Raw genomic sequence first — 26248 nt, 5'->3', positions numbered from 1 at the left:
TCCTCCTTAAGCATGATGGTGTTGAACCCAATCCTTGAACAGCCGGTAATCCTCCTCGACCTGGTGCGAATAGGACAAGGCCCAATCGGATAGGGTCCGGCAGAAGTCTCCGCAGCTGTCGCCCATAGCCTTCTCGATTTCCTTCTCGCTGTGGTAAGGGAGAATGCCCTTCTCCACGTCCGCATCGGCCCGCGCATGCATCTTGGCTGTGATTCGCCCCATCACCTCCAGCACATCCGACAACTCCTCCCGGTCCTCCACGTTCTCCAGCTTCAGCTTTTTCTTATAGGGGGACCGCTCCCGGACATAGAAGTGCCGGTCTCCTACCGTCAGGTACCCCAGGAACGGATCCGCTTCGTGGTGCATCGCCCGCTGGGTCGAGACCACCCGCTTGCCCTGATGGAGGAAGTGCTCCCAGAAGCTCTCGTTGTACGGCATAAAATAGGCCGGAACCGGCACGCGGACCTCCTTGGCCTCCAGCACCGGATCGTCGATACCCTCGGCAGCCCGGCCCCCTTCGATCAGAATGTAGTACCGGTCCAGACCGATGGAAGCCGTCCCGGAACCGTGCTTCAGAGCAATGTCCTTCACCCGGTAATACTCCGGTGCCTGGCGGTCCTCCTCCTCCAGGCTGGCAACATAATCATGCCATGCCCCCAGCAGGAGTCCTTTGTCCTCTTGGCCTGCAGGCTGCAGCTCCTCCGACCAGACGAAGGAGCGCTTGTTTCCCTCCGCGTCCGTGATGGTCTCCAGGAACTTATGGCCGCTGCGCTTCTGGAGCTTCCGGATCAGCCTGCGCACAGGCCCGTGGGTCCGGCTCTCGTCGAAGACGAGGCTGCGCGGATCCTCCTTCCCCTTCGAGAAGCGGCGTATCTGGTGATAGTAGCTGTCCAGATACGTCTCGATGGCCTGCTGGCGGTCCTCCGGATCCAGGCCTTTGATTTTGCAGACCAGATCAATGCTGACAGCCATGCGCAGGAGATCGTAGAGATATGAGCCCAAGTACCCTTCGTCGAAATCATTCACGTCATACACGATCTCTCCCCGCTCGCTGCGGAAGGCGCCGAAGTTCTCGAAATGGAGATCGCCCTGAATCCAAGTGGGCCGGTCTGCAGGCGTGTGGTACGGGAACCATTCTCTCGTCACGTCCAGATAGAACAGATAGGCGCTTCCCCGATAGAAGCTGAATGGATGGGACGCCATCTTGGCATATTTCAACCTCCGGCTGTCCGGGTCAAGCTTCATGATGCCGGCATCGAATTCGTCGAATACGGCCGCTAAGGATTGCTGGCGAAGCCGCACCTGCGTATGCTTCACCCGTTCGATCATCGATTCGTACATGGTGGTCCTCCTTTTGCTGCGATAACGCGGGGCGTATGCCGGATAATACGCATGGTCTCCGCCAGGCGTTTCATTTTCCATATCGGTTCCATACCCAAAGAAACCCCTGCCCAACCGGACAAGGGTCCAACACCGACCGTTCAAGGCAGCATTCAGAAGTGCGGCACGGCCATCAGACCAGCATGAAGTAGTGGATGAACTCGTCGTCCTTCTGGTAGCCGTGGGCTTCATATACCCGCTGGGCTTTGAGATTGGTGGTCTGAGTGGCGATCTCTATACCCTTGGACTTCGTGGCGGCGGCGAAGGCCTTCGCCCTCTCCAGCAGCAGCCTCCCGATGTTCCGGTTCCGGTGCTCCGCGTGGATATAGAGATCGTTCAGAATCCAGAGCCGCTTCATGGACACCGACGAGAAGGACGGGTACAGCTGGGCTAAGCCCACTGCCTCACCGCTCTTCGAATCCCGTGCCAGAAAAATCACCGACTCCCCATGCTCGAACCGTTCGAACAAAAACCGGCGAGCCCCTTCCAGATCCGGCTCTTGGCTGTAAAACACACGGTATTCGTCGAACAATACCGCAGCATCCCCCAGATCGTCAATCGTAGCTTGATGAATCACGACAGCATCTGACATGGTTATTCTTCCTCCTATGGATCGCTTATCGCTTCTCTCTTCTCAGGGATCGAATTCGACATGCGATGGTAAGTTCCTGCTTTTTCCACCGTTATCCCTTGCCTTTGCTCACCCAGAAAACGATCCGGTCCCCCTTGGATACGGGAGTTCCGGGAGCCAGATCCTGCTTGAAGACACGGCCCTTCTCGGTCTCATGGACCTCCAGCTGGTACGAATATCGAAGTCCCGCCTTCAGTGCCAGCTGGGAGGCCTCCTCCAGCGTCTTCTGGGTCAAGTCCGGTACGGTGCTCTCCGTAACCGCCGGTGCTGTCGACGGCTTCGCCGGGCTGGAGGAGGATCCGGGTGATGGCGATGGCGACGGATGAGACGTCCCCTTCGGCTGCTGCGAGGCGGCCGGTACCGTTGAACCGACCGGCGTGGAGACTGCGGCTGGGGCCGACGCAGCGGTATTCGCCTTCACGCCGCCGTCCGCCTCCCCGTCCGGCAGCCGGATCATCCACCAGAAGAGCGCTATTCCGCACAATCCTATTCCGAAGCCGATGAGCGAGAAACGGATCCATGGGCCCATGGACCATCCCCGGTTGGTATCTTCCCCCATTCTATCGGAAGGAGAAGCCGTTGGACGGACCGGCTGCCGCTTAGGTGAGGAATGCGATTGCAGCGTACCCTCCGTCGGCTCCCCAGGGAATGGACGGCTTCGCTTCGTCGGGACGCTTGAAGGCGCGGGAGTTGGCTCCACGGTCTCAAGCAGCCGGCGGATCCCTCCTTCATAATCCCGCAGGGTGCAGGAAGGCAGCAGGGCCGAGCCGGCCCAATCGGCCGCTTCCTCCGCAGTGCCACCCGGCAGTCCGGACATGGCAGCTTTCACGGATTGGTACATCCGCGACAGGGAGGCAGGCGGCTCCTCGGAGCCGCTGCACAGCTGGTACAAGAGTGTCGATAAGCCCTTCACGTCCCGATGGTCCGAGGACCCCTCGGACCAGATGTTGATGAGGCGCAGTCGACCGTCCCGATCCAGCCACAGATTGCCCGCCGTCACGGCAAAATCCTGCAGCCGCTCCCTCCGAGCTTCCCGAATCGCCGGACATAGCTCCAGCAGCTGCTCCAGAATTTCCTGGCCGGTCCAATGAAGCATCGGCAGAGCCTCCGTCAGAAACCGGCCTTGATCCCGCACCAGGACGGCATACAGCCCGTTCCCCCCCACCGATACGTCTAGGACCGGCACATACCGGCGGTCGCCGTGCCGGGAGGCTTGGCCCAGCCTCCGCAGAATTTCTTCCTTCGGATGAGTATCCGTATCCGCTTGGCGCCATAGGATGACGCTGCGGTTTAATTTATGGTCATGGGCCAGGGCGAGCCATCCGCCGTCCGTACGCCTCCATGCCTGTTCCAACCGGTACCGGTTGTCAAACAGCTCCATCGGTTACCACTCCTTCCCTGTTTCTATTACTATATTCGGTCGGCGGACGTGTTTTCCGACTTTCTTCCATCGGCCTGTAAACATTTGTCACAGCGTTGAATGCGTTTACATGGTAAGATCAGGGTGAGGACGATCACTTCTAACGGAGGGATGAACCATGTTCAAGAAGCTGTTAGTCGCGTTCGACGGCTCCAACCATTCCCAAAAGGCGCTCCGACAAGCCATGCAGATGGCCGAGGACAACGGAGCTGCACTGCACATCCTCCACGTCTTTCAATTGCCGGCTCTAATCGTCGGCGAATCCTTCATCTCCGCTCCGCCCCAGCTGGAGGCGGACACGTACCGCAAGGCCGAGCAGGTGCTGGAGCAAGCCCAGACGCTGGCCGCCAGCCTGCCAAATGTAACGGGACTTCTCAAGTACGGCCGGCCGGCTGAGGTCACGCTGGAGTACGCCGAGGCCATCCAAGCGGATCTCATCATCGTGGGAAGCCGCGGGCTTAGCGGCATCCGGGAGCTGGTGCTGGGCAGCGTCAGCCACAATATCGTCCAGCACGCCAAGGTGCCGGTCTTAGTCGTAAAATAAGGAAGAGGGCTCCGGTATCCGCCGGGGCCCTCTTGCTGAAACAGCCTAGTCCTGAAGCGGCCTGCGTCTCATCAGCCGCTCCGGATCCCTGACGAACCCGTAGCTCTCATACAAGCCGTGGGCATCCTTCGTTCCCAACAGTCCGTTCAGGCCCTGAAGCTCCGGACTCGTGACGATGGCTTGAACCAGCCGCTTGCCGATGCCCCGGCCGCGGTACTCCTCATCGACATAGACGTCACACAGGTAATACATCGTAGCCCCGTCCGTAACCACCCGCGCGAATGCGACCTGCTTCTCGCGGTCGTATACCCCGAAGATCATGGAATGCTCGATGGAGCGCAGCATGGTTTTGTAGGACCGTTCGCTCGCCCAATAGCTGCGGGATAAGAATCCGAAAACCGCCTCCAGATCCAGCCGGCCCCGATCGGTGCTGATCTCCAGCTCATCCTGATGCATTCGTGCCCTCCCCCTTTCCTTCTGCTGACAGATTCCTCCGGAGCTTCTCCACCGTCTCCGGATGAACCCCGCAGTACTCCGTCAGATAGCCTTCCGCGGAGCCGTAACGTGCCAGGAGCTCATCGAGCACCCCGTCCAGGTATTCCCGCCGCACCTCCAGGATCGGCCGCAGCTGCCGTCCGGTCAGCCGGAACAGGCTCAGCCATCGGGCCATTCGCTCGATCCTCCGCATCCGGGATGCAATCAAGCCGTTGGAGAGCATATAGTGCTCCAACACCACCGGCCGCGGTAATCCGAGGAGCAGCTGGAGGATGGCGGTGATGAACCCGGTCCTGTCCTTGCCTCCCGTACAATGGACCAGCGCCGGAACATTAGACTCCTCCGCCAGCAGCTCCATGACCTGGCGGACCTGGTCCGGGCTGTCGAAGCCGATCCCCCGGTAGAAGTCCTCCATGAAGCATACGCCGCCCTGTTCATCCTTGCCGCGAAGCAGGAGCCGAACCATCTCACCTGGCGTGTAGTCCTTGCCGTACGGACAGAATGGAATGCTGACCACCTTAATCTCCCGTCCAGGAAGAAACCGGATCCCCTTCTTCCTCCGTTCATTCGGCGTCCGTAGGTCGATGATGAGGCGGATCCCGGTTTCCTCCAGCCGGGCCAAGTCTTTTCCCTTAAGGGACGAGAGCTCGCCGGAACGGAACAGAATGCCGGATTGCATCCGGCACCCCCCACGAGCGGCGGGAACCGCCGCGTCGCGGAAATTGCTCCACTGCGGCCCGGCCGAATAGGAGGCTGCAGGTATCGATCCCAATGACATCAGCGGCACCCCTCTCTTCAAACTTTCCGCTATGCGTATGATGAAGTCAGAACCATTATACCACCTGAACCGGATTCCGGGCATGAATGAAGTCGTGTCAGCCCCCGTCTTATTCGTTGATATCTTGAACCAGCTCCGACATAAAACGAAAAGGACCCTGCCGGGCGGCAGAGTCCTAGAAACGGCCCGATTTCAAGATGGAATAGATCAGCCACCCCACCATAAACACGGCAATGAGCGAACCGGTCTCCAGCACGGGCAGATGCCAGAGGCTGCTCGCCTGCCGATTAAGCGAAGAACCGACGATCAGACCGCACATGATGATGCTGAAGGCCAGCAGCACGATGCTGAAGGACAGCCGGTTGCTGATCCGGTCCAGCTTGCGCAGGAACTTGTCGATCTCCGGTATGCTGATCTCGAGCCTCCCCTTGCGGATGAAGGCCATCAGCTCCATGGCGTGCTTCGGCAGATGAAGCAGGGAATCTCCGTATTCCGCCCATTCCTCCTTCAGCTTGCCCAGCAGGCTTCTCGGATGGAACCGTTCGATCAGGAGCTTGCGCCCGAAGGGCTCGGCAATGCGGATGATGCTGATGTCCGGGTCCAGGTGACCGACCACCCCTTCGATGGTCACCAACGTTTTGCCCAGCATGATCAAGTCCGGCGGAATCCGGATCTGATGGCGGTAAGCCACCTGGAGCAGATCGTTCACCGACTCCCCCAGGCTGATCTGGCTGAAGGAGACGCCCATATACTTGTCCCGAAGCTTGTCCACATCCCTCCGGAGCTCCTCCATCTCCACCTCTTCCGTGACCAGACCCATTCTTAGGATGGCTTGGATGACACCGGAGGAGCTCTGCCGCATCAGGGCGATGATCAGACTGGAGAAGTGCTGCTTCATTTCCGGGGAGAGCCGGCCCACCATGCCGAAATCCAGGAAGGCAATGACCTCGCCCGGCAGGATCTTGATATTACCCGGATGGGGATCCGCATGGAAGAAGCCTTCGATGAAGATCTGATGCAGCACGGCTTGGAGGAGCCGGGAGGCCAATCGGGGGCGGTCGATGCCGCCGGCCTCCAGCAGCTCCAGCTGATTCAGGTTCGGCCCGTCAATGAATTCCATGGTGAGCATCTTGCGGCTGCTGAATTCCGCGTATACCTTCGGGATCTTGATCCGGCGCTCATGCCGGAACATGGCCCGGAATCGGTCCGCGTTCTGGGCCTCCATGATGTAGCTCAGCTCGTTGGTCAGGGAATGCCCGAATTCCTCCACCATCTTGCTGAGCTGGTACCGCTTGGCCCAGCGGAAGCGGGCTTCTGCCAGAACCGCCATGTTCCCCAAGATTTCCAGATCCGTCCGGATGACCGAACGGATGGCCGGACGCTGGATCTTGACAGCCACCTTCTCCCCGCTATGCAGGAGTCCGATGTGCACCTGTCCGATGGAAGCCGCAGCCACCGGCTCCTCGGCCAGCTCGGCGAAGATCTCCTCCGGCTCCCGCTTGGTCTCCGAGCGGATAATGCTGCGCACATCCTCGAAGCCGAAGGGCTGGACCTGGTCCTGCAGCTTCTCCAGCTCCGTGCGGATGGATTCGGGCAGTAGATCCGGCCGGGTGCTGGCGATCTGGCCCAGCTTGATGAAGGTGGGACCTAACTGCTGCAGAACCTCGCGGATCCGGGCGCCCACCGTCTTGCGTTCGCTCCTGCCGTTCTCCCAACGCCTGCGCTCCGGTATGGACAGCAGCTGGAAAATATCCATCTCCGCCACCACGTAACCGAAGCCGTGCCTGGTTAATGCCAATGCAATGTCCCGGTACCGCTGCAGATGTCGGATCCTTCTCCCGGCCATCCCTCACGCCCCCCTTAGGGCTCGATAGGAGGCGTCTCCAGCGGATCGATCCCCTGCTCGGGCACTGCAGGAGCCTCCAGACGATCCAAGCGCTGCTCCAGCCGGGTAATATCGTCCTTGGTGGCCACGTTCAGATCGGCCAACCGCTTCTGGAGCTGCTCTTGTACCAGGCGCTTCAGCTCATCCCGTTCCCGCTCGCCCCGTTCCAGCAGGCTGGAGATCCACTCCTTGGAGTCGGAGGGCGCCAGCTCTCCTTTTTTTACCATATCGTCTACGAAGGCTTCGATCTTGTCCTTGCCCGCCATCGTAACCCCCAAGCCGAGGGACAACGCTTTACGCAACAGCTCGTTCATGCTAGTGGCCAACCTCCGTCTAGTGGTATAGTCGGTGGTTAGGATTGCCAAGAAAGGTCAACTTTATGTTCCCGGATATGAAGGAATAAGAGCACGAGCATATAGATCAGCACCAGGTTGATGCTGGGAAACACGATTTTCTCCGCAAGGGACACCGTTTCACCGGCACGTTCTTGCCCGATGATCATCGCCGTGCAGGCGGTCGCCATGGATAATCCCTTGATCAGCAGGATGGTTGCCAGCATGTAGCCGGAGGGCTCCCGGCGGATCAGCAGGGTCCCTCCCAAGAAGAGGGCGGGCACGACAAAAGCCAAGTCCAGCACTTGGATGACCAGTGTCGTGTAATGCTCCAACCCGATTGGGACCGACCCGTCCCGCAGCGAGGGCAGAATCCGGCCCAGCCACATCAGCCCCAACGCGCCGCCGACAACATATAGAAATCCCGCGATGCGCTTAACCGGCAGCCCCGGACGAATCGAACGCTGCAGCAGCTTGCTGTCGAAGGGCACCCAGGAGCCGATGAAGGCGAAGAAGCTGGCCGAGCACAGCGCCACGTAGAGCAGGAAGATCGGATTATACATGGACAATAATGCATAGGATGCATATGCGTATACGAAGTAACCCAAGGTTCCCGTCAGCAGCAGCCGGCCTTTCAGGGAGCCTCTTGATTCCCAGAGTAGGGACAGCAGCAGCAGAGGAACCGCCAGCACCAGCGTAACCCAATCCTGGGCGATGCCTTGGGCGGCCACCGCCTTGGAATCATAGCGGTACAGTCCTTCCCCGTAGAGGGTTACCGATTCTCCTCTTACCGTCGTGAAGACCCGCTCGCCGCCGCCCCCCTCGCTGAAGATGCCCGTTGCCGCCGCTATGACCGCCATCAACGCTACAAGCAGAACCAAGATCCGCGTGCCTTTCCAAGGCTTCATCCGTACCCGCCTCCATGAAATGAATCCGTCTTTTAACAAAGTTCATTATTTTGAACACTGTTAAATTATCATCCACCCCAGAAATTGTCAATGTACGGAAGATGAACAATTCTACTCCATCAGCAGTCCAAGCTCATGCAGCTTCTCCATTATGATCCGAGTGACTACGGAGGTCCGTTCCCGTTCCCCGTAAGAGAGCCAAGCCAGCTCGTCAATCTCCGAGGCAGCCAAGAGCTCACCCTCGTAATCCCCGGTGTAGCAGGTCATCTTAACCATTACGCCGGCCGGCTTCCCGTCGGCTTGAGCTTCGAAGGTGCCGAAGTGCCGGACCGTGTCCGGCTGGACGCGCACCGACAGCTCTTCTTGAATTTCACGGAGGAGCGTATCCGTGTCCGTCTCCCCCGGGTCCCTCTTCCCGCCGGGGAAATAGAACAATTCCTTTCCCTTCGAGCGTGCGCTCAGAACCCGTCCGTTCTCGATTCGGATCCATGCGATTTTGTCAATTGATCCCGTCATGACTGTATGCTCCTTCTCCATGTAGTTTTCCGGCCGGCCTCGGAGGACCGTTCCGTAAGGAACAAAAACGGACCAGCAACCGGTCCGCCATGCTTAGGATTTATGCTTGCGCCAATCCATGCTGCTGTTGTTGAGCAGATATTCGAAGCTGCTCTCCAGCCGCTTCTGCTCGGCCTTCCTTGCCTCTTCTTCCCGCTTGCGCTGGTCCGCCTTCTGGCGGGCCTCCTCCGCACGCATCTCCTCGGCCTGGGACTTCAGCTTCGAAACGATGTCCGCATTCAGGAGATCCTTCAGCGTGGCCGGTTTATCCGCGGATTCGGCTTGGGACGCAGCTGGCCGCCGTCCTTGGTTCATCTTCTTCTTCGACATCACTATCACCTCTGTCCCCCTATTATACCAACAACGGCCGGGACGCCGCCATGCCAAAATCCCATACAAACAGCACAATTCCGGCGCTAGGCTTTTCCAATCCCCTTGACTATACTGGAGGAGGATTCGCATAAACGGCTTCAAGCCGAAACGGACGGTGGATAGGATGACAAAAGCACATGTGGGCATTCAGCTCTATACCCTTCGGGAATTGACGAAAACCGATTTTCTGGGCACGATCCGCAAGGTGGCTGATATGGGGTATGAAGCCGTGGAATTCGCCGGATACTTCGGAGTCCCGGCTCGGGAGCTTCGGGCGTTCGTGGCGGACTGCGGATTGAAAGCGCCCTCCTCCCACGTAGGTCTGGACTTCTCCGATCTGACCAAGATGGAGACTGCGTTGGCCCAGCAGATCGAATATGCCCAAGAGCTGGGTCTGGAGTACCTCGTAACTCCCTCTTCCCCCTTCTCCGAGGTTCCGACCCAAGAGGAGCTGGATCATGTCATCGCCTTCCTGGAGCGGGCGGCCCGGATGGTACGGGAAGCCGGATTGAAGTACGGTTATCATAACCACGCCTTCGAATTCAAGCAGGTGAACGGCAAAGCCATCATGGACCATATGCTGGAGCGGATTCCCGCGGAGCTTATGTTCGCGGAGTTCGATCTGGGCTGGGTGCACAAGGGTGGATGCAAGCCCGCCGAATATATCTCCCGCTATGCGGGCCGCGTCCCGCTTGCCCACATCAAGGACTTCGGCGAGAGCACCAGCGATACCGAGATTGGACGCGGTGTTGTAGATTTCGAGAGCGTATTCGGGATCGCGGAGCAAGCCGGCATCCGTTATTACATCGTGGAGCAGGAGCAATTCCAAGGCTCTCCGCTGGACAGCGCGCGCATTTCCTTGGAATACTTCAAGGCCAGAGGCCTGTTAGACTGATGCCGCTTTCTCCATCGCTTCCGCCCGCCTAGTTAGCGGCGGGAGCTTTTTTGGGTTAGAGCTGGCCCGGACCTTGATGGTGGAACGCTCGGATAGGGGTATACCGGCCGAAAATCTCCATTGCCGTCTTCAGAAGCTCCCGTTCCCCTTGGGCGACGATCACCACCTCCGGCTCCAGCTTCTTGTAGGGAATCCCTGCATGGCGGGTCATATAGCCCAGCAAGAGCCCTAGTCCGAAGCCCAATAGCAGGCCGAATAGTCCCCACAGCACCGGCCCCAGGGGCAGGACGAAGCCATAGATGACACCCAGCAGCATGAACACGGTCCCTAAGGGAAACGCCAGATTCATGATTCTTTCCTCCAGGTAGAAGTAGCCGTGGATCAGCCTTTTTTTCTCATGGGGAGGCGCTAGAGGCAAGACCAGAAGAGCTTCCCGACTGAAGCCGGCCTGCTCCAGCTGAATCAGGACCACTTCTACCTCCAAGCTGTGCCGGTAAGTCGCGGCGGCGTAGCCGATCCCCGATCCGCCCAACGAGTCCAAGAACCCTCCCTCCCCTCTTTCCTTGTGGTAGCGATCCGTCAGATAGGCCCTCTGCTCATAGGCAAGCAAGTTGTTCACGGCATTGCAGGTATGGTAAGCGTCGTACATGGCATACACGTACAAGGACGGTAGAAACAGCCCCCACTGGACATCCAGCGTTCCGGAGGCCAGCGCGAACTGTCCGACGCAGGTATGATGAATAGCGGTCAGGAACCGGGATTGGGAACAGGCGATAACCCAGGTCACCAGGATAAATCCGCCGGTCATCATCCGCTGCAGATAAATTTGACCGAGACCCGGCATCAGCAGGGAGGTCAAGGTGGCCACTCCGGCTCGATACCGGTTCAGGACATGGATGCCGACGGTATTCATCTTCATGATGGGAACGCGGGCATGTTCGAATTCGGCCAGCATGTTCACTTGATTCAGCATGATCGCTCTGCGGCAGGAGTCCCAGATGGTGAACACGTAGACAGCCACGTACAGAAGCAGCCAATCGGTATTGAGCTGGTCCCGCGCCCGGCTGAAGTCCCCTACCATGGAGTAGAAAATGCTCTCATTCAGATGCGAATGATAATTGGTGTAGAGCTCCCAGATTACCAGAATGAAGCCTTGGATATACTTGCCGAGCATCAGATGGCCGAACCCGGGAATGGCGGCGGACCACCACATGACGACGAATGGATTCTGGATCTGCATAATGTTCAGAGTGAAGACAGACATGGCTGCTTTCGGATAACGGGGAGCTTGATGTGTTGTTCCCACCGATCGTCCCTCCCCCCTTGGAATCCATCCTAGTATGCCTCATGGACCCAGTTTTATCCATATCAAAAAGACCCTTGACCGCTTACCGGTCAAGGGTCCTATCATTGCCGCTCGTTCTTAGCGCTTCCCACGGGGAGCGCCCTGCGGCTTGCCGCGGGCGCCGCCGGACGGCTTCGCTCCGAAGCCGGAGCGGGCATTCCCGCCGGGACGGCCTCCGGAGCTGCCGCCGCGGGGGCCTTGGGCGGATCGGCCGCCCTCTTGCCCGCGGCCACCGCCGGAGCGGGAGCCGGCTCCACGGGGACCGCCGCTTGCGCCGCCGCCCGGTTTCCCGTCGGTCCGGCGGTAGCCGCCCTTGCCGGCAGCCGCTCCGTAGCTGCGGCCCGGCTTGGTGCCGCCGCTTGCGCCGCCGCCCGTGCGCGGAGCCTTCCGCTCCTCGAGCGGATCATAATCCTCGCGGCCTACAGCCGAGGATATATCGAACTCCTCCATGCTCCGCCGCTTCAGCGTGGCATGGATGCCCTGCTCGATCTTCAGCAGGTAGGAGCGGTCCTTGGCCGCCACCAGCGTTACGGCGGTGCCGGTCTGCTTGGCCCGTCCGGTCCGGCCGATCCGGTGGATATAGGATTCCGCATCCAGCGGAATGTCGTAGTTGAAGACGTGGGTCATCCCCTCGATGTCCAAACCGCGGGCGGCCACATCCGTCGCCACCAGGTATTGAAGCTCCGCCTTGCGGAAGCGCTCCATAACCTGCTCGCGCTTGCCTTGGCTTAAGTCCCCGTGAAGCTCGTCCACGTTATAGCCCCGGTCCAGCATGGCTTCCGTCAGCTTCTTCGCCCGGATCTTGGTCCGGCAGAAGATCACCGCCAGGTAAGGCTTGTAGAGATCCAGCATCCGGAAGAGCGTGGCCTGCTTGGCCCGGTCCGTCGTCTCCACCACGAACTGCTTGATCTCGTCCAGCGTCACCTTCCGGCCTTGAATCCGGATATCCTGCGGGGCATTCATGTAGCCTTTTGCCAGATTCTTAATCGGGTCCGGCATGGTGGCCGAGAAGAGCATGGTCTGCCTGGCCTTCGGCAGCATCCGGATAATGCCTTCCACTTCGGCCAGGAAGCCCATGTGCAGCATCTGGTCCGCTTCGTCCAGGACCAGCATCTTGACGCGGTCCAAAGCCACCGTTCCCCGACGCACATGATCGAGCAGACGGCCCGGCGTACAGACAACGACGGACGGACGGCCCTTCAGCTTGCGGGTCTGGGCCTCCACGTCCTGTCCGCCATAAACGGGCAGAATATGTGCCCCGACCAGGGGTGCCAGCTTCCGCATCTCGGCGGTAATCTGAATGGCGAGCTCGCGGGTGGGCGTGATGATCAGCGCCTGGATGACCGGAGCTTCCGGGTCGAACTTCTCTAGAATCGGCAGGGTGAACGCCAGGGTCTTGCCCGTACCGGTCTGTGCCTGGGCAATGACGTCCTTCCCCTCCAGCAGAACCGGTATGGCCGCTTCTTGGATAGGGGTGGGCTCCGCAACGCCGAATTCCTTCAGACGGTGGACGAACCTCTCGCGTATGCCTAATGATGTGAATGCAGGTTGGCCGCTCATGTACACGTTCCTTTTCTTCTTATATAGGTGTTACGTCCAGCTCTTCCTTAGCTTGCCCCTTCCTGCGCCGCGCCCCGGAGAATATTCTCGAGGACCGGCTGGGAGGCGGGATTCCAGTCGAATGCCTTGAAGGCGACGAATTCAAACTGCTCCGTAGCAACGAACAGCGCCACCCGTTTGACGAGCAGCAGCGCCTTGGCTACCGCCGCCTGCTTATGGCCTTCGGCATCCTGCACCGCGCCGGTGAAGCGCATCAAGAAGTCGGGGTAACGGAGCTCCATGGCGATCTGCAGATCCGCATGGCCGTCCCCCTCCCGGTCGGCGGCGAACACGACGATATCCGAGGAGCTTATCTCGGCGTCATGCTCCGGCCTCAGCTGATGCGCTTCCTCCGGTCCGGCCTTGTACAGGAAGAGAACCTCCGTCCGTCTATCTTGCAATAGCAGACACGGGATCAGCCGCTTCCCCGGCAGCTCCCGCCCGTTCGGGAACAATTTCTCCAAATAAGCCTGCTCCGTCTGGTGCATTCGCCTCTCCCCCGCAATCTCGATTCGGTTACACCTTCAAGGTGTCCCGCGCCGCCTTCACCAGAAGGTCGAACGCGTCGTCGTCCTCCTCCAGCCAGTCCTCAACGGCCAGGATCTGCTCTTCGTCCCCGGACTCCTGCGAGAAGAACAGCCCGTAGCTCCAGTCCCGGTTATGCTTGCTGTGCAGCGCGATCTCGTACGGCTGCTTATGTCCCGACACTTCAAATTCGACCTTGCCCACATAGCCGTCTTCCTTGTTATAGGTCATGTTGGCGTTCAAGATCTTGATTTCCATCCGATTCACTCCTGTATCCGTCGGGCTATAGGCCCAGGGGCCGGTATATTGCTCCAGTCCTTACAATACCCTGACCGCCCGCAAAAAGCAACCAAGGGCTGCCAAACGGTCGGAAGACCGTCCGGGCAGCCCTGCCGGATCAAGCTGGAACACGAAGTCATGGACGTTCATTAATGGCCGATCATCATGCTGGCTTCCGCCTTCTTCTCGGCTCCCGCCTCACCGGGCTGGAGCTTGATGGGAGTCAAGAGCAGAGCCATCACGCCGCCGAAGGCCGCAACGAAGCACAGGATCAGGAAGGTGTTGCCGAAGGAGTGAGACCAGGCCGCCATCATGTCGCCTTTGCCGGCCTGCATGAAGGACTTCATATAAGCGGTCAGAATCGTTGCGAGACCGGCCACGGCGAAGGACGTCATGACCTGCTGCGCCGCATTGGTCAGCGAGGTGACGCGCCCTACCAGGTTCTGCGGAGCGGATTGGATCAGGTAGGTGTTGAGCGGCATCATGGATAAGCCCATGCCCGCACCGAGCAAGGCGAGAGGCGCGATCAGCACGGCCGTGCCGTCGGTCGCTTCCACCCGGGACAGCAGGAAGGCGGCCAGGGTCACCAAGCCCATGCCCGACAGTACCAGCGGTCTTGCCCCGATCTTGTCGAACAGCTTGCCTCCGATAGGCATGGCGAGAGCGGCGGCGAAGGCCTGGGGCAGCATGGCCAGACCCGTATCGAAGGCGGTATAGCCCTTCGCCTGCTGCAGGAACAGCGGAACCAGGAACAAGGTGCCGAACAAGGCGATCTGGGAGATCCACTGAACGATGATGCCGCGCGTAAAGTTGCCGGAGCCGAAAACCCGAAGCTCCAAGAGCGGCTGTTTGTGCCGAAGCTCGGCAAGGATGAAGAGAATCAGAGCGACGGCGCCGATGGAGATGCCTCCGATCGTCTTCGAGGACGTCCAGCTGGTGCCCCCTTCGCTAACGCCGAAGGACAGAGCAGCGAAGGCTAACGGTCCGAGAATCATACCCAGGAAATCCAAGGCGGCAACGGATTGGCGTTCGATCTTAGGCAGGGTCCGGAAGCCGATGATGAGCCCGATGATCCCCACGGGAATGTTAATGATGAAGATCCAGACCCAGCTGTAATAGTCCACCAGCCAGCCGGCTAGAACCGGGCCTGCGGCGGGAGCCAGGAGGATCGGGATGCCCATCATACCCATAACGGCGCCGACCTTGCTGGGCGGACTCAGCCGGTATGTGAAGGCCATGGCGATCGGAGCCAGCATTCCTCCGCCCAGCCCCTGAAGCACCCGGTAGATGATCAGCTGTTCGATGGAGCCGGCCAGGGCGCACAAGAGAGACCCGACGGTAAAGAGGGCGACGGACAGCAGGAAGATATTCTTGGCGCCGAAGCGGTCGGAGAGCCAACCGGCCAAGGGAATGACGGCGGCTTGAGCCAGCGCGTACCCGGTGACCGTCCATTGGACCACGGACAAGGTGCTCTCGAACTCCTTGACGAAGCCCGGAATGGCCACATTCATGGCCGTACCGTCCAGGATGACCATGAACAGCCCGATGATGATGGCGGCGAGGGGCGCAAGAATTTGCCGGATCGAGAAGTCCTCGTTTCCAGCGGTTGCTGCGGGTGTTGACATTGTTCAGTTCCTCCCATCCTTTGTCACAAAACGGTCGGAATGCTTCCTTAGCCTCCATTGACCTTCTATAACGCAGCCGTTACAATAAGGACAATCGGGCGGAGCTTCCGCCTTTCTTTATCTAATCTAACCGGACAATTGTCCGAATACTGGAGATCATACCGGACAATTGTCCGGAAGTCAATGCGAACCATCCATTCTTAACGATTCTTTCCGGAGGATTCCATATGCCCATGCGCAAAGACGCGGCGGAGCACCGCCGGCTCATCCTGCAAACGGCTCAGCACCTTTTTACAGAATATGGCGCGGACAGCGTCAGCATGCACCAGATCGCCAAAACCAGCGGAATCGGCCAAGGCACCTTGTACCGCAATTACTCGAACAAGGCCGATCTGTGTCTGGATATGATCCGGGAGAGCTCCCGTCAGCTGGAGCAGGACATCCAGGATATGATGGCCGGCGAACCCACTATCTCCGTTCGGGACAAGCTGGACGGTCTCGTGACGCTGATCGTCGGGTTCATCGAGGAGAAGTCTCAGTGGCTCGGCGCCGTTCAGACCTCCACCTGTCCCGATGGGGGGTCCACCTACTACCGGTCCCCGATCTACGAATCCGGACACAGCCGGATCCGCCATCTGCTCCAGGAGGCCGTGGACCGGGGCGAGTGCCCGTCCGATCTGGACACGGTATTCGCCGCCGACTCCCTCCTGTCCCTCCTGGATCCGGATTTGTACCTGTTCCTGCGGCGAGTCCGGGGCTATACGACCGAGGCCTATCTCCAGAATGTGCGCAGCGTCTTCCTGAATCCCCTCTTCCGACAGCAAAAGGGCTGAACCGCCTCTCCGGCGGTCCAGCCCTTTCTTGCGTATATGGATGAGTTCGTCCGGTTAAGCGGAGAACCCTTCGGCCGGGAGTGCCGTAGGCCTCTCCCGGGTCATCATCAGAATGACGAAGCCGGCAATGGCGCAGAGCGAGGCCGCGATCAGGATGTGGCTGATCGGCACCACGCCGTTCAATCCCGTTCCCAGCAGCGGTCCGATGCTGCCCCGGATACCGAATAGCATCAGGTGCAGACCGAAGACCAGCCCTTCCCGTCCGGGAGCCAGCTTGAAGACGTACGCCATACAGCCCAGGTCCCAGCTGGCGTCGGCCAAGCCTTGGAGACCGCTTGCGGTCAGCACGGCAGGGTACGTTCCGAATAGGCCGTACAGAAGAGGTGCCGTGGTATGGCAAAGCATGCAGACCATCATGACCCACTTGGGCGAATACCGGTCGATGACCCAGCCCATCAGGAGATAAGCTACCAGCAGCATGGAGAAGTATGCGACCCGGACGAAGCCGATGCTGCTGTTGGACAGCTCCAGGTGATCGACCTGGATGATGTTGTAGAGCGGATTCGCCAGCATATTGCCGAAGCCTGACAGGGTTGTCGCTGCAAGAAACAGCAGCAGAGGACGGTTTTCCTTGGCGGCACGGAGCTGCTCCGGGAGAGTGGGCCTCTTGCGGCCCGGCAGGCCTGCATTCGGCTTCCGCTCATCCTGCAGTCTGTAGAACAAGCAGATGGATATGGTACCCGTTATGGACGCCGCCATCAGGGGGAGTCCGCTTCCCGACACGTCGATCCACCGCCCGACCCCGTAGGCCATCGGAATCATGAGCAGCCCCATGGCCACCCGGACGTAACCCATCAGTCTTCCCCGGATATCCGCGGGGTAGATCTGTGTCATGAGCGTGGCATAGGCCGGCGCTTGGATTCCCATCAGCATATGGAACAAGAGGGCGATGCCCACGAACACCCACGGCGAGGTGAACAGAGCCGGTATGATGATCAATAGCCTTCCGATCACGTTCGGAACCACAACGTAGTTCTTCGCCCTTCCTTGCTCGGCCATCCCCGCCCATAAGGGAGAGAACAACAGCCCGATGGCGGGTGCGGCGCTTAAGAGCCCGACCTGCAGATCCGATGCTCCGTTCCGGATGGCGATCGGCATATAAAACTGATTGAATACGACATTAAATAAGCTGAACGTCACGGCGGCCAAAAAATCCCAGCGAAAATTCACCCAAGCCCGCCGGCTCATCCGAAGTCCCAACGCTTGTACTGAAGAACCTTCCATGTACAGTCTCCTACTCTCCATCTTCTCGATCATGGTGGCATTCAAGGTTAGAATCTCATGTTTCCAACGGCTGCGCAACCTTCATTAGAGCCCGAATAAGGGCGGAGAGCCTGTACAATCAAGACCTTGCGGATGAAAGAGAAGGCTTATCTTCCGTTCTCTCCTCTTCTTAAATCTCCGCGCATCAGTGCTTCCTCCAGCATGATCTCCGCATAGCTCCACAGAGTCTTGGAGCCCTCTGCAACCATTCTGCCGTTCCGGGCGACGACCCGTTCGTAGGTAATGTCATTTTCCTTCCAGGACTGTCCGCCGTTATGGACGTTCAAGAGCATCGGATGCAGGCGGTCCAAGGCATTGGCGAAGCGGGACTCCGGTGTTTCACGATCCTCGAACTCCAGCCACAGCTCCTTCAATTCCCTTCCTTGCGGGTCGGGAAGCATGCCGAAGAGCCGTTCGGCCGCCTTCATCTCGCGGTCGAACTTGTCCTCGTGCCCCTTCTCATCATAGGCAAAGGTGTCTCCCGCATCAATTTCGACAATATCGTGAATGAGCAGCATTTTGACGGTACGAAGCAGGTCCAGTCCCGGTTCGTTGGCATGCTCCGCTAGGATGACGGCCATCATGGCCAGATGCCAGGTATGCTCGGTATCATTCTCATACCGGTCGCTGCCGATCGGCTTGGTCTTGCGGAGCACGTGCTTCAGCCGGTCGATCTCGATAATGAAAGATAGCTGCTGCTTCAGCTTGTCCGTCTGGTTCATGGGTAATCCTCCGTTTCAAGTCCTATCGGATGGGCCGATAAAAAGGTTCCCTTCATATTACCAGAGCCCTATCCTGCGCGCCAGTGGGGAATTGACAGAAACCGGAACAAATTCTATTCTAGTTAAGATGCCCATCTCAATATCATAAAGGAGGACCCGCAATGACGCGCTCCCTGAACCGAATTACAGCCATCCAAAGCACCGTTGCCTACCGGATGTACAGGTCCTCCCGCCTGATCCGGCATCTGCATTATCTGACCTTCCAGCGCAACGGCTTCGACCTGACGCCCGAGCAGTGGTTCATCCTGAACAAGCTGGCGGTCAAGAGCCCCCAATCCCAGACGGAGTTGGGTGAGCGAATGATCGATGACCGTCCCAACATGACCCGGCTCCTGATGACGCTGGAGAAGAAGGGCTGGATCTCCAGACGGACCGACGTTCACGACCGGCGCCGTTCCGAGGTGCAGCTGACGGAAGATGGCATCCGCCTGCTCGAGGAGTGCCTCCCTCTGGCCGTCAAGGTTCGCGATCAGATGCGCCTGGAGATCACCGACCAGGAGCTGGAGATCTTCTGGAGCGTGCTGGACAAGCTTGATCATAATATTGAAGCCATCATTCAAGGCATGCCCGCCTCTCCCGCCATGGACAGCAGCGAATAAGCTGCTGATTTTTTTTGCGCTGAACCGCCGGTTTATTGTTGCTATAGCAACATATATATGCTACATTATCATCATTATCTACCATTCATTAGGAGTGATCATATGGATTACCGCTTCGCCGGGCGCATGTCCCGCTTTTCCTCCTCTGCCGTCAGAGACATACTCAAGTGGACGCAGGGTAAGGATGTGATCTCCTTCGCCGGAGGGCTGCCCGCGGAGGAGTGGTTCCCCAAGCAGGCGCTGGAGGATGCTTTCTCCCGGCTCTTCTCTGAAGGTACCGGACGGGAGCTTCAATACGGCTTGACCGAAGGCTTCCCTCCCCTGAAGGAGCTGCTGGTGAAACGGATGGACGCCATCGGCATCGGCTGTTCGGTCCGGGAGATGATCCTGACCACCGGCTCGCAGCAAGCCATTGACCTGACTGCGCGGATTCTGTTGGAGGACGGGGACACGGTTCTGACGGAGAACCCCACTTATCTGGCCGCGCTCCAAGTGTTCCAGAGTGCGGGGGCCAGCGTCCGCGGCATTAACCGGGACGAACATGGTATTGATCCCCAGCTGCTGGAACAAGCCATCCTGGAACACCGCCCCAAGCTGCTCTATGTGATCCCCACCTTCGCTAATCCAACGGGAGCGGTATGGTCCTTGGAGCGGCGCCGGACTGTGCTTGAGCTGTGCCGCAAGCATAACGTTCTGATCCTGGAGGATGACCCTTACGGCGAGCTGCTCTTCGAGGAGGGCTCCCGTCCCCCCACCCTCATGGCGCTGTCCGGAGCTGCAGCGGACAGTCCGGTCATCTACACCAGCACCTTCTCGAAGACCGTTGTCCCCGCTCTGCGGACGGGATGGGCGGTTGCGGACGAACGGATCATCGCCCAGCTGGCCAAGGCGAAGCAGGCGGCTGATCTGCACTCCTCCTGTCTGGACCAGCAAGCCCTTTACCGCCTGCTGCTCACCTTCGATCTGGACGGACATATCGCCCGTCTCCGCCAAGTGTACCGGGAGCGGATGGAAACGATGGTGGACTGTCTCAAGGACCCGGTATGGCAAGAGGTCCGCTTCGAACAGCCCCAGGGCGGCATGTTCCTATGGCTGGAGCTGCCGGAGGGAGACGACGCGGCGGCCTTCTTCCCCGCCGCCATCCAGGAGGGCGTGGCATTCGTGCCCGGAGATGGGTTCTTCACCGAAGGCGGCAACGGCCGATCCATTCGCTTGAACTACAGCCATTCCCGGCCGGAGGTCATCCGGGAAGGCATGGAGCGGCTGCAAAGGGCATATCTTCGGTATAAGCAGCAGATCCCCGTCTAAGTTCAAGCGGATCCCAACAAGCACAAACACCCGCATCATCGCCTTCCCGGCGGTGATGCGGGTGTTTGTGATTAGTTCCGGATTAAAGAGCCATCTCCAGGATCCGGCCCACATCTTCCTTCGCCAGCGGCTTGAAGGATCCGACGGGACCGAACAGAACCGTCTCGGAGGCCATCTGGTCCAGATGCTCCTGGCCGATGCCGTAATGCCCCAACGTGCTGGGAGCGCCGATCCGGGTGAAGAAGTCTCGGGTGGCCTGAATGCCGGCGAGCGCCAGCTCCTCTTGGGATTTGCCCTCCGCCGGGATGTTCCATACCCGGACGGCGTACTGGGCGAACCGGTCCGGCCGCTCCTTGTAGACGTACTTCATCCAGTTGGGGAACAGAATGGACAACCCGGCGCCGTGCGGAATGTCATAGATCGCGCTGACCTCATGCTCGATCATATGGGTCGCCCAGTCGTTTGTCATGCCTGCGCTAATCAGCCCGCCGTTCAAGGCCATGGTGCCGCACCACATGATATTGGCCCGGGCATTGTAATCCTTCGGATTCTCCAGCACCGCATCCGCCGTCTCGATGACGGTTTGCAGGATGGATTCGCAGAGACGCTCCTGCAGGGGCGTATCGGTGGTTCGGCTGAAGTACTGCTCGAAGACGTGGGACATGATGTCCACGATGCCGTTCACCGTCTGGTCCCGGGGCACGGTGAAGGTATTGGTGGGATCCAGGATGGAGAAGCGCGGATAGGTGTGAATGCTGCCGAAGGAGCGCTTACGCTTCTCTTCCCAGTTCGAGACCACGGAATTGCCGTTCATCTCCGAGCCGGTGGCCGCCAGGGTCAGGATGGCGCCGAGGGGCAGGGCCTTCTTGATCTCCGCTTGGCGCATGTAGAAGTCCCACACATCCCCTTCGTAAGGAACGCCGGCTGCGATGCCCTTCGAGGCATCCACTACGCTGCCGCCGCCCACCGCCAAGATGAACTCGATGTTGTGGGCCCGGCACAGTTCAATCCCCTTGCGCACCGAGGAAACCCGGGGATTCGGCTCGATGCCCGGCAGCTCGTGCACCTCCGCACCGATTCTGCTCAACTGCTCCATGACTTGGCCATACAGCCCCGAACGCTTGATGCTTCCTCCTCCATAGACGAGGAGCACTTTCTTGCCGTAGGGCAAAACTTCCTCCCCTAACTTGTCCACCATCCCCTGCCCGAACAAGACCTTGGTCGGGTTGTAAAACGTAAACGGGTTCATCTCGATTCCTCCTCTTGGTTCCCTGCGGAGCCGGGATCAGCTGAACGCGCCTTCCTGATCGTTCTCCTGGATGGCGCCGGTTTGATCCAGATCCGCTTCCTCGCGACCTGCCTCATCATTCACCCGGAGTCCCAGCCGTTCGTGCGGCTCCGTATCTTCGCCTTGCTGCTTCTTCTGATAATCCTCCATGCTCGGTTATCCCTCCTTTGCTGGAAGTAGGTTTCCAACAGATGAGGGGGATTATTCGCCGCCATTAGCCTTAAGCCGTCAGCAGCGACAGCTCCCGTTCGCCGACCCGGACAGGGGAGCGCGGCACCAGCGACAGATTGAAGCCGCCGATCAGCTCGGACGGCTTCACTGGCTCCGGCCGGTCCAGCAGTCCGCTCCAATACGCCAAGAGTCCTGTGACGGTCTCCGGCCGGACTCCTGCTTCCCTCATAGGGGACAGCGCCACGGATCCGTGGCGCTTGGAGAGCCGTTCGCCGTCGGGACCGTACAGCAGCGGCACATGAGCGTACTGCGGAGGCACAAGGCCTAGGGCGCGGAACAGCCAAATCTGCCTGGGAGTGGAATCCATCAGGTCCCAGCCCCTGAGCACGTCCGTGATCCCCATGGCTGCATCATCCACCACCACCGCCAGCTGGTATGCCAGGATCCCGTCAGCCCGACGGACGATGAAATCCCCGCCGGCCCCCGGAGGGAAATGCTGCCTGCCCGCTGCCAGGTCCAGGTAATCCATGGACTCCGCCGGTACGGCGAATCGGAGGGATGGCGTCTTCCGGGCCTCCCTCTCCATTCTCTCCTCCGGGCTTAGGCTCCGGCAGGTCCCGGCATAGACCGGCCCTTCGGATGCCAAGCCGTGGGGTGCGCTGGCTACGGCCATAAGCTCCGCGCGGCTGCAGTAACAGGGGTACACTCGCCCGGAGCTGCGAAGCTTGTCCAGCGCTTCCAGGTAGAGAGAAGTCCGCTCGCTCTGAACATAAGGCTCGAAGGCTCCTCCCGTATCCGGACCTTCCTCCCAATCCAGACCCAGCCACCGGAGGTCCTCCAGAATCCTCGCCGCATATTCCGGCTTGGACCGGGGACGGTCGATATCCTCCATACGGAGAATGAAGCTGCCTCCGGCGGCACGGACCTGCAGCCAAGCCAGGAGCGCCGTGCGGGCATTCCCCAGGTGCATGAGCCCCGAAGGGGTCGGGGCGAACCGACCGCGCATCATGCCTCAGCGCCTCCCGTGCTCTCTGTCCCGCCTATGGCGTCCGGAGAGCTTGTCCCGCCTGGAAGCTCGTTCAAGCCGGCCCATCTCCCGATGGTACGAAGCATCTCATCCGTAATGGGCAGGATGAAGTCGCACGACCGGACTTGGCGCAGGCCGCTCCGATTGTGGATCACCGCCGCCTGCATCATGATCCGGTAATGCCGCGTTCCGGGAGAAACGCTGACCAGCCCGGAGGCTTCGGAACCGTCTTGCACGGTCCGAAGCGGCTTCAAGCCGTAAGGATCGACCGGCATGATGCTGATTATATCTTCCAGTCTCAGGTAATAGTTCATATGGGGCTTCTGCAGAACCAGCTCCTTGCTGGTTACGGTCAAGCCATAGGCGCTCTTCTTGTGGGAGAGCTTGATCTCCCCCTCCATGGAACGAATGGCGATAAAGTCACGGTTCATCGTTCCTCCCCTTTCTCCCTCTAAGGTGGTTCGAATCCGTCCTATTCCGCTAGTTTATCACGTTTTCTCACCCCGTGCTACCGCGCGGAGGCTCCTCTAAGAGGGCTCAACCGTTCTTGCGCCGGGTATTCCCTCCCGACTTGGTGTACCGGTTGGCATAGGCGGAAGCAATGACCGCCTCCGGCTTGATCCGCGCCGTCACGCCCATGGCCTCCACTCTGCGGACCATCTCCATGACGAAGGGAGCCGTCCGGTTCACCATTTCGTCGCTCCCCGCGTCAATGTCCACAAAGGTACCGAAGGAGGCTCCCTGATAAACATGCGGAAGCACGATGTCCTCCAGCTGCCGGACCCGTTCCATGCCGAAGGCGGTGATGATCTCCTCCGAGATCGTCGTCTCCATGGTCAGCTTCTGACGGATGGAATAGACGCGCCGGGGCAAGACGAGCTTCCGGTAGCAGGCCCAAGCTCCATTGCCCAGACGGTGGATCACCATTCCCGTTACGAAGGTGGTCGAACTGGCATGGGCTTGGCAGTCGGTTCCCACGATGAACCGGTAGCTGCCCTTAGGCTCCCGCTGCATGAACGAGCGGACTCTCAGGAATACGTCCTCCAGAGTAAGCCGCCGTTCCGAGATATTCTGAAATACAACCTCTTCCTGCCGTTCCATGAACGGTCCGCCTGCCGTCATCGGCTTGCCACCTGCCCCTCCTTAATTTCATTCTTCGATCCTGCATGAAAGGCAGCGTTTCTATCAAGGTATTGCCGGAAGTGCAGCGTTATGCGGCCTTTACACGAATCCTTCACTAAGCGGGATGGAAATAACCGCTCCTACTCGTAAGGATTTCCAATCCGTGTTTTTCTAGAACGTTGCGGCGCGCGGATAGCAAAAAGACCCTTTCACCGAAGTAAAAGAGTCTTCTCTCTCATGTGGGTCAAGGGGCCAAGAGCAGTCTAGAGCAGCCTAGAACTGACGCTGGAATATGAAGATCCGGTGATCCGGCATCTCGGGTCTGTCACCGGCAGGTACCTCCCTCAGGATCCGGCTGATCTCGTCGGCGGCGGGAATCCATCTTTCCACATCGGTCATTTCCTTGGGCAGGTCGGTTTCCTTCTCTTTCGCGAACAGCGTAAGCATTGCAACCCCTCCTCTGGGATGTTCCATGTGAAGTAAGGTATTCAGGATTTCTATCCATATTATAACACGCTTTTATCAAGAAAGTAACCGCTTTCACAATTCTGCCAAAAAAGAAAACCCGCCTCCTTACAAGGCGGGCAACACGATTTCTACCGTCGTCCCTTCCCCTACCCGGCTGGTGATGTAGAGGTGTCCCCGGTGCTCTTCAATGATCCGGTAGCAGACGTTCAAGCCCAGTCCGGTTCCGTTTTCCTTGGTCGTATAGAACGGTTCTCCCAATTTCTGCAGCTTGTCCGGGGGGATCCCGACTCCTTCGTCGGAGATCTGAATGTTAACAGCTTCCGGTCTGCGGGACATCCGGACAAGGATGTGGCCGCCGTCCGGCATGGCCTCGATGGCATTCTTCAGAAGATTGATGAAGACCTGCTTCAGCTGATTGCCGTCCCCCATAACGGGTGGCAGAACGGCATCAAAGTGCTGGATCAGCTTAATGTGGCTCAGATAAGCCTGGGATTCCAGCAAGGAGATCACATGCCGGATCAGATCCTGAACCGGCTGCTCCTTAAATTCCACCTGCTTCGGCTTCGCGATCATCATGAAATCGTTTACGATCGCATGGATCCGGTCCAGCTCTGCCGACATGATATCGTAATAGGTGCTATGGTCGGGGGCCTTCTTGCGGAGCAGCTGGACGAAGCCCTTCAGGGAAGTAAGCGGGTTCTTGATTTCATGGGCGACTCCTGCGGCCATCTGGCCTACCGCCGACATCTTGTCGGAGCGGCCCAGCTTCTCCTCCACCATCTTGCGGGTGGTGAGATCCCTCAGTACGGTCTGGACCATTCTGCGGTCCCCCATGAGATGCGGCAGGGCGATGCTGCATGCCTCCACCTCGATGGATTCGTCACGGGGCAGGACGAAGCGGTATACCTGGAACTTAAGCCCTTCGTCCTTGGCTGCCGCACTATAATGCTCCGCCGCTTTCTCCAAGCAGCCGGGGTGGGTAAAGGCGTGGAGCTCCCTTCCCCGCAGCTCCTCCAGCGAACGGACCTGAGCCAGCCGGAGAAACGCCTCATTGGCGAAGTGAATGAAGGTCCCGTCGTGCAGAAGCGTCGGCTCGGGAGACAGGCGGAGCAGCATCTCATACTTCCGCTCATTCTCCCGCATGAGCTCCTCGGTCCGAAGCTCCAGCTGCTTGGCCCGCTGGACCAGATTGATCTTGCGCTCTTGATCCCCGCTCCGCAGCCTTGACAGAATGACATGCCCCGATACCAGAATTCCCGAATAGATCAGGTAGCCGGTTGCGTGAGACAGCCAGATGCCGGAATCCCTGTACCAGGTGTCCATCACAAAAGCAGGTCCGAACCACACCGCTCCGATCGTGAAGGTGAGGAGACTGAACACGGCGGTTCGCATCGGGATGAACAGCAGGACGAAGATCAGCATCTGATACAGCGCATCGATATAATGGATGAAGGCGCCTTCGAGGTGCCCCAGTGTTGCAAAGCCCCCGGTTATGCACAGAATCCCGATCGACGCGGTCAGCTCCGCCTGGTACCGGGTCTTGCACCTGTCCGCTAGCCAGCCGGCCGTCAGGGCGACCGCTGTCATCCCCAGCCTGACGTAGAGGATCGGGCCCACAAACGGCTTCATGAACGCCACGTCGGCCAAGGTGCCGATGAAGATCAATAAGGCCGCAAGCATCCAGCGAGCCCGCTGTTCGCGGGGATAGGGGGGCTTATGCTCCTTCTTCGGAGGGAAGGGAAACCTACTCACTACGTGT

The 26248-nt window shown here is 59.2% G+C and carries 29 protein-coding genes; 5 read left to right on the top strand and 24 right to left on the bottom strand.

Annotated features, from left to right (window positions below; all coding sequences use genetic code 11):
* Positions 1–6: 6 nt before the first annotated feature.
* The 3 genes from ACSEXW_RS09270 to ACSEXW_RS09260 form a co-directional block, all read right to left on the bottom strand.
* Entirely contained in the window at positions 7–1341 is a 1335-nt protein-coding gene (locus ACSEXW_RS09270; protein ID WP_438445845.1) for a DUF2252 domain-containing protein, read from the bottom strand.
* Positions 1342–1513: 172 nt separating this feature from the next.
* A complete protein-coding gene (locus ACSEXW_RS09265; RefSeq protein WP_438445844.1) occupies positions 1514–1972 on the bottom strand; it encodes a GNAT family N-acetyltransferase in 459 nt (152 codons plus the stop codon).
* 91 nt (positions 1973–2063) lie between these two features.
* A complete protein-coding gene (locus ACSEXW_RS09260; protein ID WP_438445843.1) occupies positions 2064–3392 on the bottom strand; it encodes a PASTA domain-containing protein in 1329 nt (442 codons plus the stop codon).
* A gap of 157 nt (positions 3393–3549) precedes the next feature.
* On the opposite strand from ACSEXW_RS09260, the gene ACSEXW_RS09255 reads away from it, so the two are divergent.
* Entirely contained in the window at positions 3550–3975 is a 426-nt protein-coding gene (locus ACSEXW_RS09255; protein ID WP_438445842.1) for a universal stress protein, read from the top strand.
* 45 nt (positions 3976–4020) lie between these two features.
* Here ACSEXW_RS09255 and ACSEXW_RS09250 read toward each other — a convergent pair whose 3' ends face one another.
* The 7 genes from ACSEXW_RS09250 to ACSEXW_RS09220 form a co-directional block, all read right to left on the bottom strand.
* Positions 4021–4431, bottom strand: a complete 411-nt coding sequence (locus ACSEXW_RS09250; protein ID WP_438445841.1) for a GNAT family N-acetyltransferase — start codon at positions 4429–4431, stop codon at positions 4021–4023.
* Entirely contained in the window at positions 4418–5248 is an 831-nt protein-coding gene (locus ACSEXW_RS09245; RefSeq protein ID WP_438445840.1) for a tyrosine-protein phosphatase, read from the bottom strand. The genes ACSEXW_RS09250 and ACSEXW_RS09245 overlap by 14 nt, the downstream gene beginning before the upstream one ends.
* A gap of 175 nt (positions 5249–5423) precedes the next feature.
* Entirely contained in the window at positions 5424–7094 is a 1671-nt protein-coding gene (locus ACSEXW_RS09240) for an ABC1 kinase family protein (RefSeq protein WP_438445839.1), read from the bottom strand.
* A 14-nt stretch (positions 7095–7108) separates the two neighbouring features.
* Positions 7109–7447: a phasin family protein gene (locus tag ACSEXW_RS09235; RefSeq protein ID WP_438445838.1), complete on the bottom strand. Its 339-nt coding sequence runs from the start codon at positions 7445–7447 to the stop codon at positions 7109–7111.
* A gap of 38 nt (positions 7448–7485) precedes the next feature.
* The gene (locus tag ACSEXW_RS09230) at positions 7486–8373 is read right to left on the bottom strand and encodes a hypothetical protein (protein ID WP_438445837.1); all 888 of its coding nucleotides are present in this window, start codon (positions 8371–8373) and stop codon (positions 7486–7488) included.
* Between the two features lie 111 nt (positions 8374–8484).
* Positions 8485–8889 (bottom strand): NUDIX hydrolase, encoded by a 405-nt coding sequence (locus ACSEXW_RS09225; RefSeq protein WP_438445836.1) that lies wholly within the window; start codon positions 8887–8889, stop codon positions 8485–8487.
* 93 nt (positions 8890–8982) lie between these two features.
* Positions 8983–9258, bottom strand: coding sequence for a YqkE family protein (locus ACSEXW_RS09220; RefSeq protein ID WP_438445872.1), 276 nt, complete (start codon positions 9256–9258; stop codon positions 8983–8985).
* A gap of 166 nt (positions 9259–9424) precedes the next feature.
* On the opposite strand from ACSEXW_RS09220, the gene ACSEXW_RS09215 reads away from it, so the two are divergent.
* Positions 9425–10195, top strand: a complete 771-nt coding sequence (locus tag ACSEXW_RS09215; protein WP_438445835.1) for a sugar phosphate isomerase/epimerase family protein — start codon at positions 9425–9427, stop codon at positions 10193–10195.
* Between the two features lie 55 nt (positions 10196–10250).
* Here the strand turns inward: ACSEXW_RS09215 and ACSEXW_RS09210 are convergent, their stop codons facing one another.
* The 5 genes from ACSEXW_RS09210 to ACSEXW_RS09190 form a co-directional block, all read right to left on the bottom strand.
* A complete protein-coding gene (locus ACSEXW_RS09210; RefSeq protein WP_438445834.1) occupies positions 10251–11501 on the bottom strand; it encodes a hypothetical protein in 1251 nt (416 codons plus the stop codon).
* Between the two features lie 117 nt (positions 11502–11618).
* A complete protein-coding gene (locus tag ACSEXW_RS09205) occupies positions 11619–13100 on the bottom strand; it encodes a DEAD/DEAH box helicase (protein WP_438445833.1) in 1482 nt (493 codons plus the stop codon).
* 47 nt (positions 13101–13147) lie between these two features.
* Entirely contained in the window at positions 13148–13627 is a 480-nt protein-coding gene (locus tag ACSEXW_RS09200) for a hypothetical protein (RefSeq protein ID WP_438445832.1), read from the bottom strand.
* Between the two features lie 28 nt (positions 13628–13655).
* On the bottom strand, positions 13656–13922 hold the full coding sequence (locus ACSEXW_RS09195; RefSeq protein ID WP_438445831.1) for a hypothetical protein: 267 nt from the start codon (positions 13920–13922) through the stop codon (positions 13656–13658).
* A 170-nt stretch (positions 13923–14092) separates the two neighbouring features.
* Positions 14093–15568, bottom strand: coding sequence for a DHA2 family efflux MFS transporter permease subunit (locus ACSEXW_RS09190; RefSeq protein WP_438445830.1), 1476 nt, complete (start codon positions 15566–15568; stop codon positions 14093–14095).
* Positions 15569–15795: 227 nt separating this feature from the next.
* Here ACSEXW_RS09190 and ACSEXW_RS09185 point away from each other — a divergent pair, with 227 nt between their 5' ends.
* Entirely contained in the window at positions 15796–16401 is a 606-nt protein-coding gene (locus tag ACSEXW_RS09185; protein ID WP_438445829.1) for a TetR/AcrR family transcriptional regulator, read from the top strand.
* A 54-nt stretch (positions 16402–16455) separates the two neighbouring features.
* Here ACSEXW_RS09185 and ACSEXW_RS09180 read toward each other — a convergent pair whose 3' ends face one another.
* Both ACSEXW_RS09180 and ACSEXW_RS09175 read right to left on the bottom strand, forming a co-directional pair.
* Positions 16456–17685: an MFS transporter gene (locus ACSEXW_RS09180; RefSeq protein ID WP_438445828.1), complete on the bottom strand. Its 1230-nt coding sequence runs from the start codon at positions 17683–17685 to the stop codon at positions 16456–16458.
* A 146-nt stretch (positions 17686–17831) separates the two neighbouring features.
* Positions 17832–18446 carry an HD domain-containing protein gene (locus ACSEXW_RS09175; RefSeq protein WP_438445827.1) on the bottom strand — a complete coding sequence of 205 codons (615 nt, stop codon included), beginning with the start codon at positions 18444–18446 and terminating at the stop codon, positions 17832–17834.
* Positions 18447–18607: 161 nt separating this feature from the next.
* Between ACSEXW_RS09175 and ACSEXW_RS09170 the strand changes: the two genes are divergently transcribed.
* Together ACSEXW_RS09170 and ACSEXW_RS09165 are read left to right on the top strand one after the other, a co-directional pair.
* The gene (locus ACSEXW_RS09170) at positions 18608–19105 is read left to right on the top strand and encodes a MarR family winged helix-turn-helix transcriptional regulator (protein WP_438445826.1); all 498 of its coding nucleotides are present in this window, start codon (positions 18608–18610) and stop codon (positions 19103–19105) included.
* Positions 19106–19207: 102 nt separating this feature from the next.
* Positions 19208–20413 (top strand): aminotransferase-like domain-containing protein, encoded by a 1206-nt coding sequence (locus tag ACSEXW_RS09165; protein ID WP_438445825.1) that lies wholly within the window; start codon positions 19208–19210, stop codon positions 20411–20413.
* Positions 20414–20495: 82 nt separating this feature from the next.
* Here ACSEXW_RS09165 and ACSEXW_RS09160 read toward each other — a convergent pair whose 3' ends face one another.
* From ACSEXW_RS09160 to ACSEXW_RS09130, 7 genes are all read right to left on the bottom strand, one after another.
* Positions 20496–21662, bottom strand: coding sequence for an iron-containing alcohol dehydrogenase (locus ACSEXW_RS09160; protein ID WP_438445824.1), 1167 nt, complete (start codon positions 21660–21662; stop codon positions 20496–20498).
* Positions 21663–21698: 36 nt separating this feature from the next.
* Positions 21699–21851 (bottom strand): hypothetical protein, encoded by a 153-nt coding sequence (locus ACSEXW_RS09155; RefSeq protein ID WP_438445823.1) that lies wholly within the window; start codon positions 21849–21851, stop codon positions 21699–21701.
* 70 nt (positions 21852–21921) lie between these two features.
* Positions 21922–22881, bottom strand: a complete 960-nt coding sequence (gene gluQRS / locus ACSEXW_RS09150; protein WP_438445822.1) for a tRNA glutamyl-Q(34) synthetase GluQRS — start codon at positions 22879–22881, stop codon at positions 21922–21924.
* The gene (locus tag ACSEXW_RS09145; protein ID WP_438445821.1) at positions 22878–23330 is read right to left on the bottom strand and encodes a hypothetical protein; all 453 of its coding nucleotides are present in this window, start codon (positions 23328–23330) and stop codon (positions 22878–22880) included. Before ACSEXW_RS09145 ends, gluQRS begins: the two co-directional genes overlap by 4 nt.
* Before the next feature lie 106 nt (positions 23331–23436).
* Positions 23437–24021, bottom strand: coding sequence for a ribonuclease H-like YkuK family protein (locus tag ACSEXW_RS09140; protein ID WP_438445820.1), 585 nt, complete (start codon positions 24019–24021; stop codon positions 23437–23439).
* 273 nt (positions 24022–24294) lie between these two features.
* Positions 24295–24468 (bottom strand): hypothetical protein, encoded by a 174-nt coding sequence (locus ACSEXW_RS09135; RefSeq protein ID WP_438445819.1) that lies wholly within the window; start codon positions 24466–24468, stop codon positions 24295–24297.
* A 126-nt stretch (positions 24469–24594) separates the two neighbouring features.
* A complete protein-coding gene (locus tag ACSEXW_RS09130) occupies positions 24595–26169 on the bottom strand; it encodes an ATP-binding protein (RefSeq protein ID WP_438445818.1) in 1575 nt (524 codons plus the stop codon).
* Positions 26170–26248 lie beyond the last annotated feature (79 nt).

The sequence above is a fragment of the Oryzibacillus soli genome (assembly GCF_051594765.1).
Lineage (GTDB): Bacteria > Bacillota > Bacilli > Paenibacillales > NBRC-103111 > Paenibacillus_AR.
This window is presented reverse-complemented; position numbering and strand designations above follow the sequence as displayed.

Bases quoted from the DNA above. Each gene is read 5' to 3' on its own strand.
- ACSEXW_RS09250 (WP_438445841.1), bottom strand. From the start codon at position 4,431: ATGCATCAGGATGAGCTGGAGATCAGCACCGATCGGGGCCGGCTGGAT.
- ACSEXW_RS09130 (WP_438445818.1), bottom strand. From the start codon at position 26,169: ATGCTTGCGGCCTTATTGATCTTCATCGGCACCTTGGCCGACGTGGCG.
- ACSEXW_RS09260 (WP_438445843.1), bottom strand. From the start codon at position 3,392: ATGGAGCTGTTTGACAACCGGTACCGGTTGGAACAGGCATGGAGGCGT.
- ACSEXW_RS09190 (WP_438445830.1), bottom strand. From the start codon at position 15,568: ATGTCAACACCCGCAGCAACCGCTGGAAACGAGGACTTCTCGATCCGG.
- ACSEXW_RS09235 (WP_438445838.1), bottom strand. From the start codon at position 7,447: ATGAACGAGCTGTTGCGTAAAGCGTTGTCCCTCGGCTTGGGGGTTACG.
- ACSEXW_RS09165 (WP_438445825.1), top strand. From the start codon at position 19,208: ATGGATTACCGCTTCGCCGGGCGCATGTCCCGCTTTTCCTCCTCTGCC.
- ACSEXW_RS09185 (WP_438445829.1), top strand. From the start codon at position 15,796: ATGCCCATGCGCAAAGACGCGGCGGAGCACCGCCGGCTCATCCTGCAA.
- ACSEXW_RS09225 (WP_438445836.1), bottom strand. From the start codon at position 8,889: ATGACGGGATCAATTGACAAAATCGCATGGATCCGAATCGAGAACGGA.
- ACSEXW_RS09155 (WP_438445823.1), bottom strand. From the start codon at position 21,851: ATGGAGGATTATCAGAAGAAGCAGCAAGGCGAAGATACGGAGCCGCAC.
- ACSEXW_RS09195 (WP_438445831.1), bottom strand. From the start codon at position 13,922: ATGGAAATCAAGATCTTGAACGCCAACATGACCTATAACAAGGAAGAC.
- ACSEXW_RS09255 (WP_438445842.1), top strand. From the start codon at position 3,550: ATGTTCAAGAAGCTGTTAGTCGCGTTCGACGGCTCCAACCATTCCCAA.
- ACSEXW_RS09220 (WP_438445872.1), bottom strand. From the start codon at position 9,258: ATGTCGAAGAAGAAGATGAACCAAGGACGGCGGCCAGCTGCGTCCCAA.
- ACSEXW_RS09175 (WP_438445827.1), bottom strand. From the start codon at position 18,446: ATGAACCAGACGGACAAGCTGAAGCAGCAGCTATCTTTCATTATCGAG.
- ACSEXW_RS09160 (WP_438445824.1), bottom strand. From the start codon at position 21,662: ATGAACCCGTTTACGTTTTACAACCCGACCAAGGTCTTGTTCGGGCAG.
- ACSEXW_RS09200 (WP_438445832.1), bottom strand. From the start codon at position 13,627: ATGCACCAGACGGAGCAGGCTTATTTGGAGAAATTGTTCCCGAACGGG.
- ACSEXW_RS09145 (WP_438445821.1), bottom strand. From the start codon at position 23,330: ATGAACCGTGACTTTATCGCCATTCGTTCCATGGAGGGGGAGATCAAG.
- ACSEXW_RS09205 (WP_438445833.1), bottom strand. From the start codon at position 13,100: ATGAGCGGCCAACCTGCATTCACATCATTAGGCATACGCGAGAGGTTC.
- ACSEXW_RS09245 (WP_438445840.1), bottom strand. From the start codon at position 5,248: ATGTCATTGGGATCGATACCTGCAGCCTCCTATTCGGCCGGGCCGCAG.
- gluQRS (WP_438445822.1), bottom strand. From the start codon at position 22,881: ATGATGCGCGGTCGGTTCGCCCCGACCCCTTCGGGGCTCATGCACCTG.
- ACSEXW_RS09170 (WP_438445826.1), top strand. From the start codon at position 18,608: ATGACGCGCTCCCTGAACCGAATTACAGCCATCCAAAGCACCGTTGCC.
- ACSEXW_RS09140 (WP_438445820.1), bottom strand. From the start codon at position 24,021: ATGACGGCAGGCGGACCGTTCATGGAACGGCAGGAAGAGGTTGTATTT.
- ACSEXW_RS09135 (WP_438445819.1), bottom strand. From the start codon at position 24,468: ATGCTTACGCTGTTCGCGAAAGAGAAGGAAACCGACCTGCCCAAGGAA.
- ACSEXW_RS09240 (WP_438445839.1), bottom strand. From the start codon at position 7,094: ATGGCCGGGAGAAGGATCCGACATCTGCAGCGGTACCGGGACATTGCA.
- ACSEXW_RS09180 (WP_438445828.1), bottom strand. From the start codon at position 17,685: ATGGAAGGTTCTTCAGTACAAGCGTTGGGACTTCGGATGAGCCGGCGG.
- ACSEXW_RS09270 (WP_438445845.1), bottom strand. From the start codon at position 1,341: ATGTACGAATCGATGATCGAACGGGTGAAGCATACGCAGGTGCGGCTT.
- ACSEXW_RS09265 (WP_438445844.1), bottom strand. From the start codon at position 1,972: ATGTCAGATGCTGTCGTGATTCATCAAGCTACGATTGACGATCTGGGG.
- ACSEXW_RS09215 (WP_438445835.1), top strand. From the start codon at position 9,425: ATGACAAAAGCACATGTGGGCATTCAGCTCTATACCCTTCGGGAATTG.
- ACSEXW_RS09230 (WP_438445837.1), bottom strand. From the start codon at position 8,373: ATGAAGCCTTGGAAAGGCACGCGGATCTTGGTTCTGCTTGTAGCGTTG.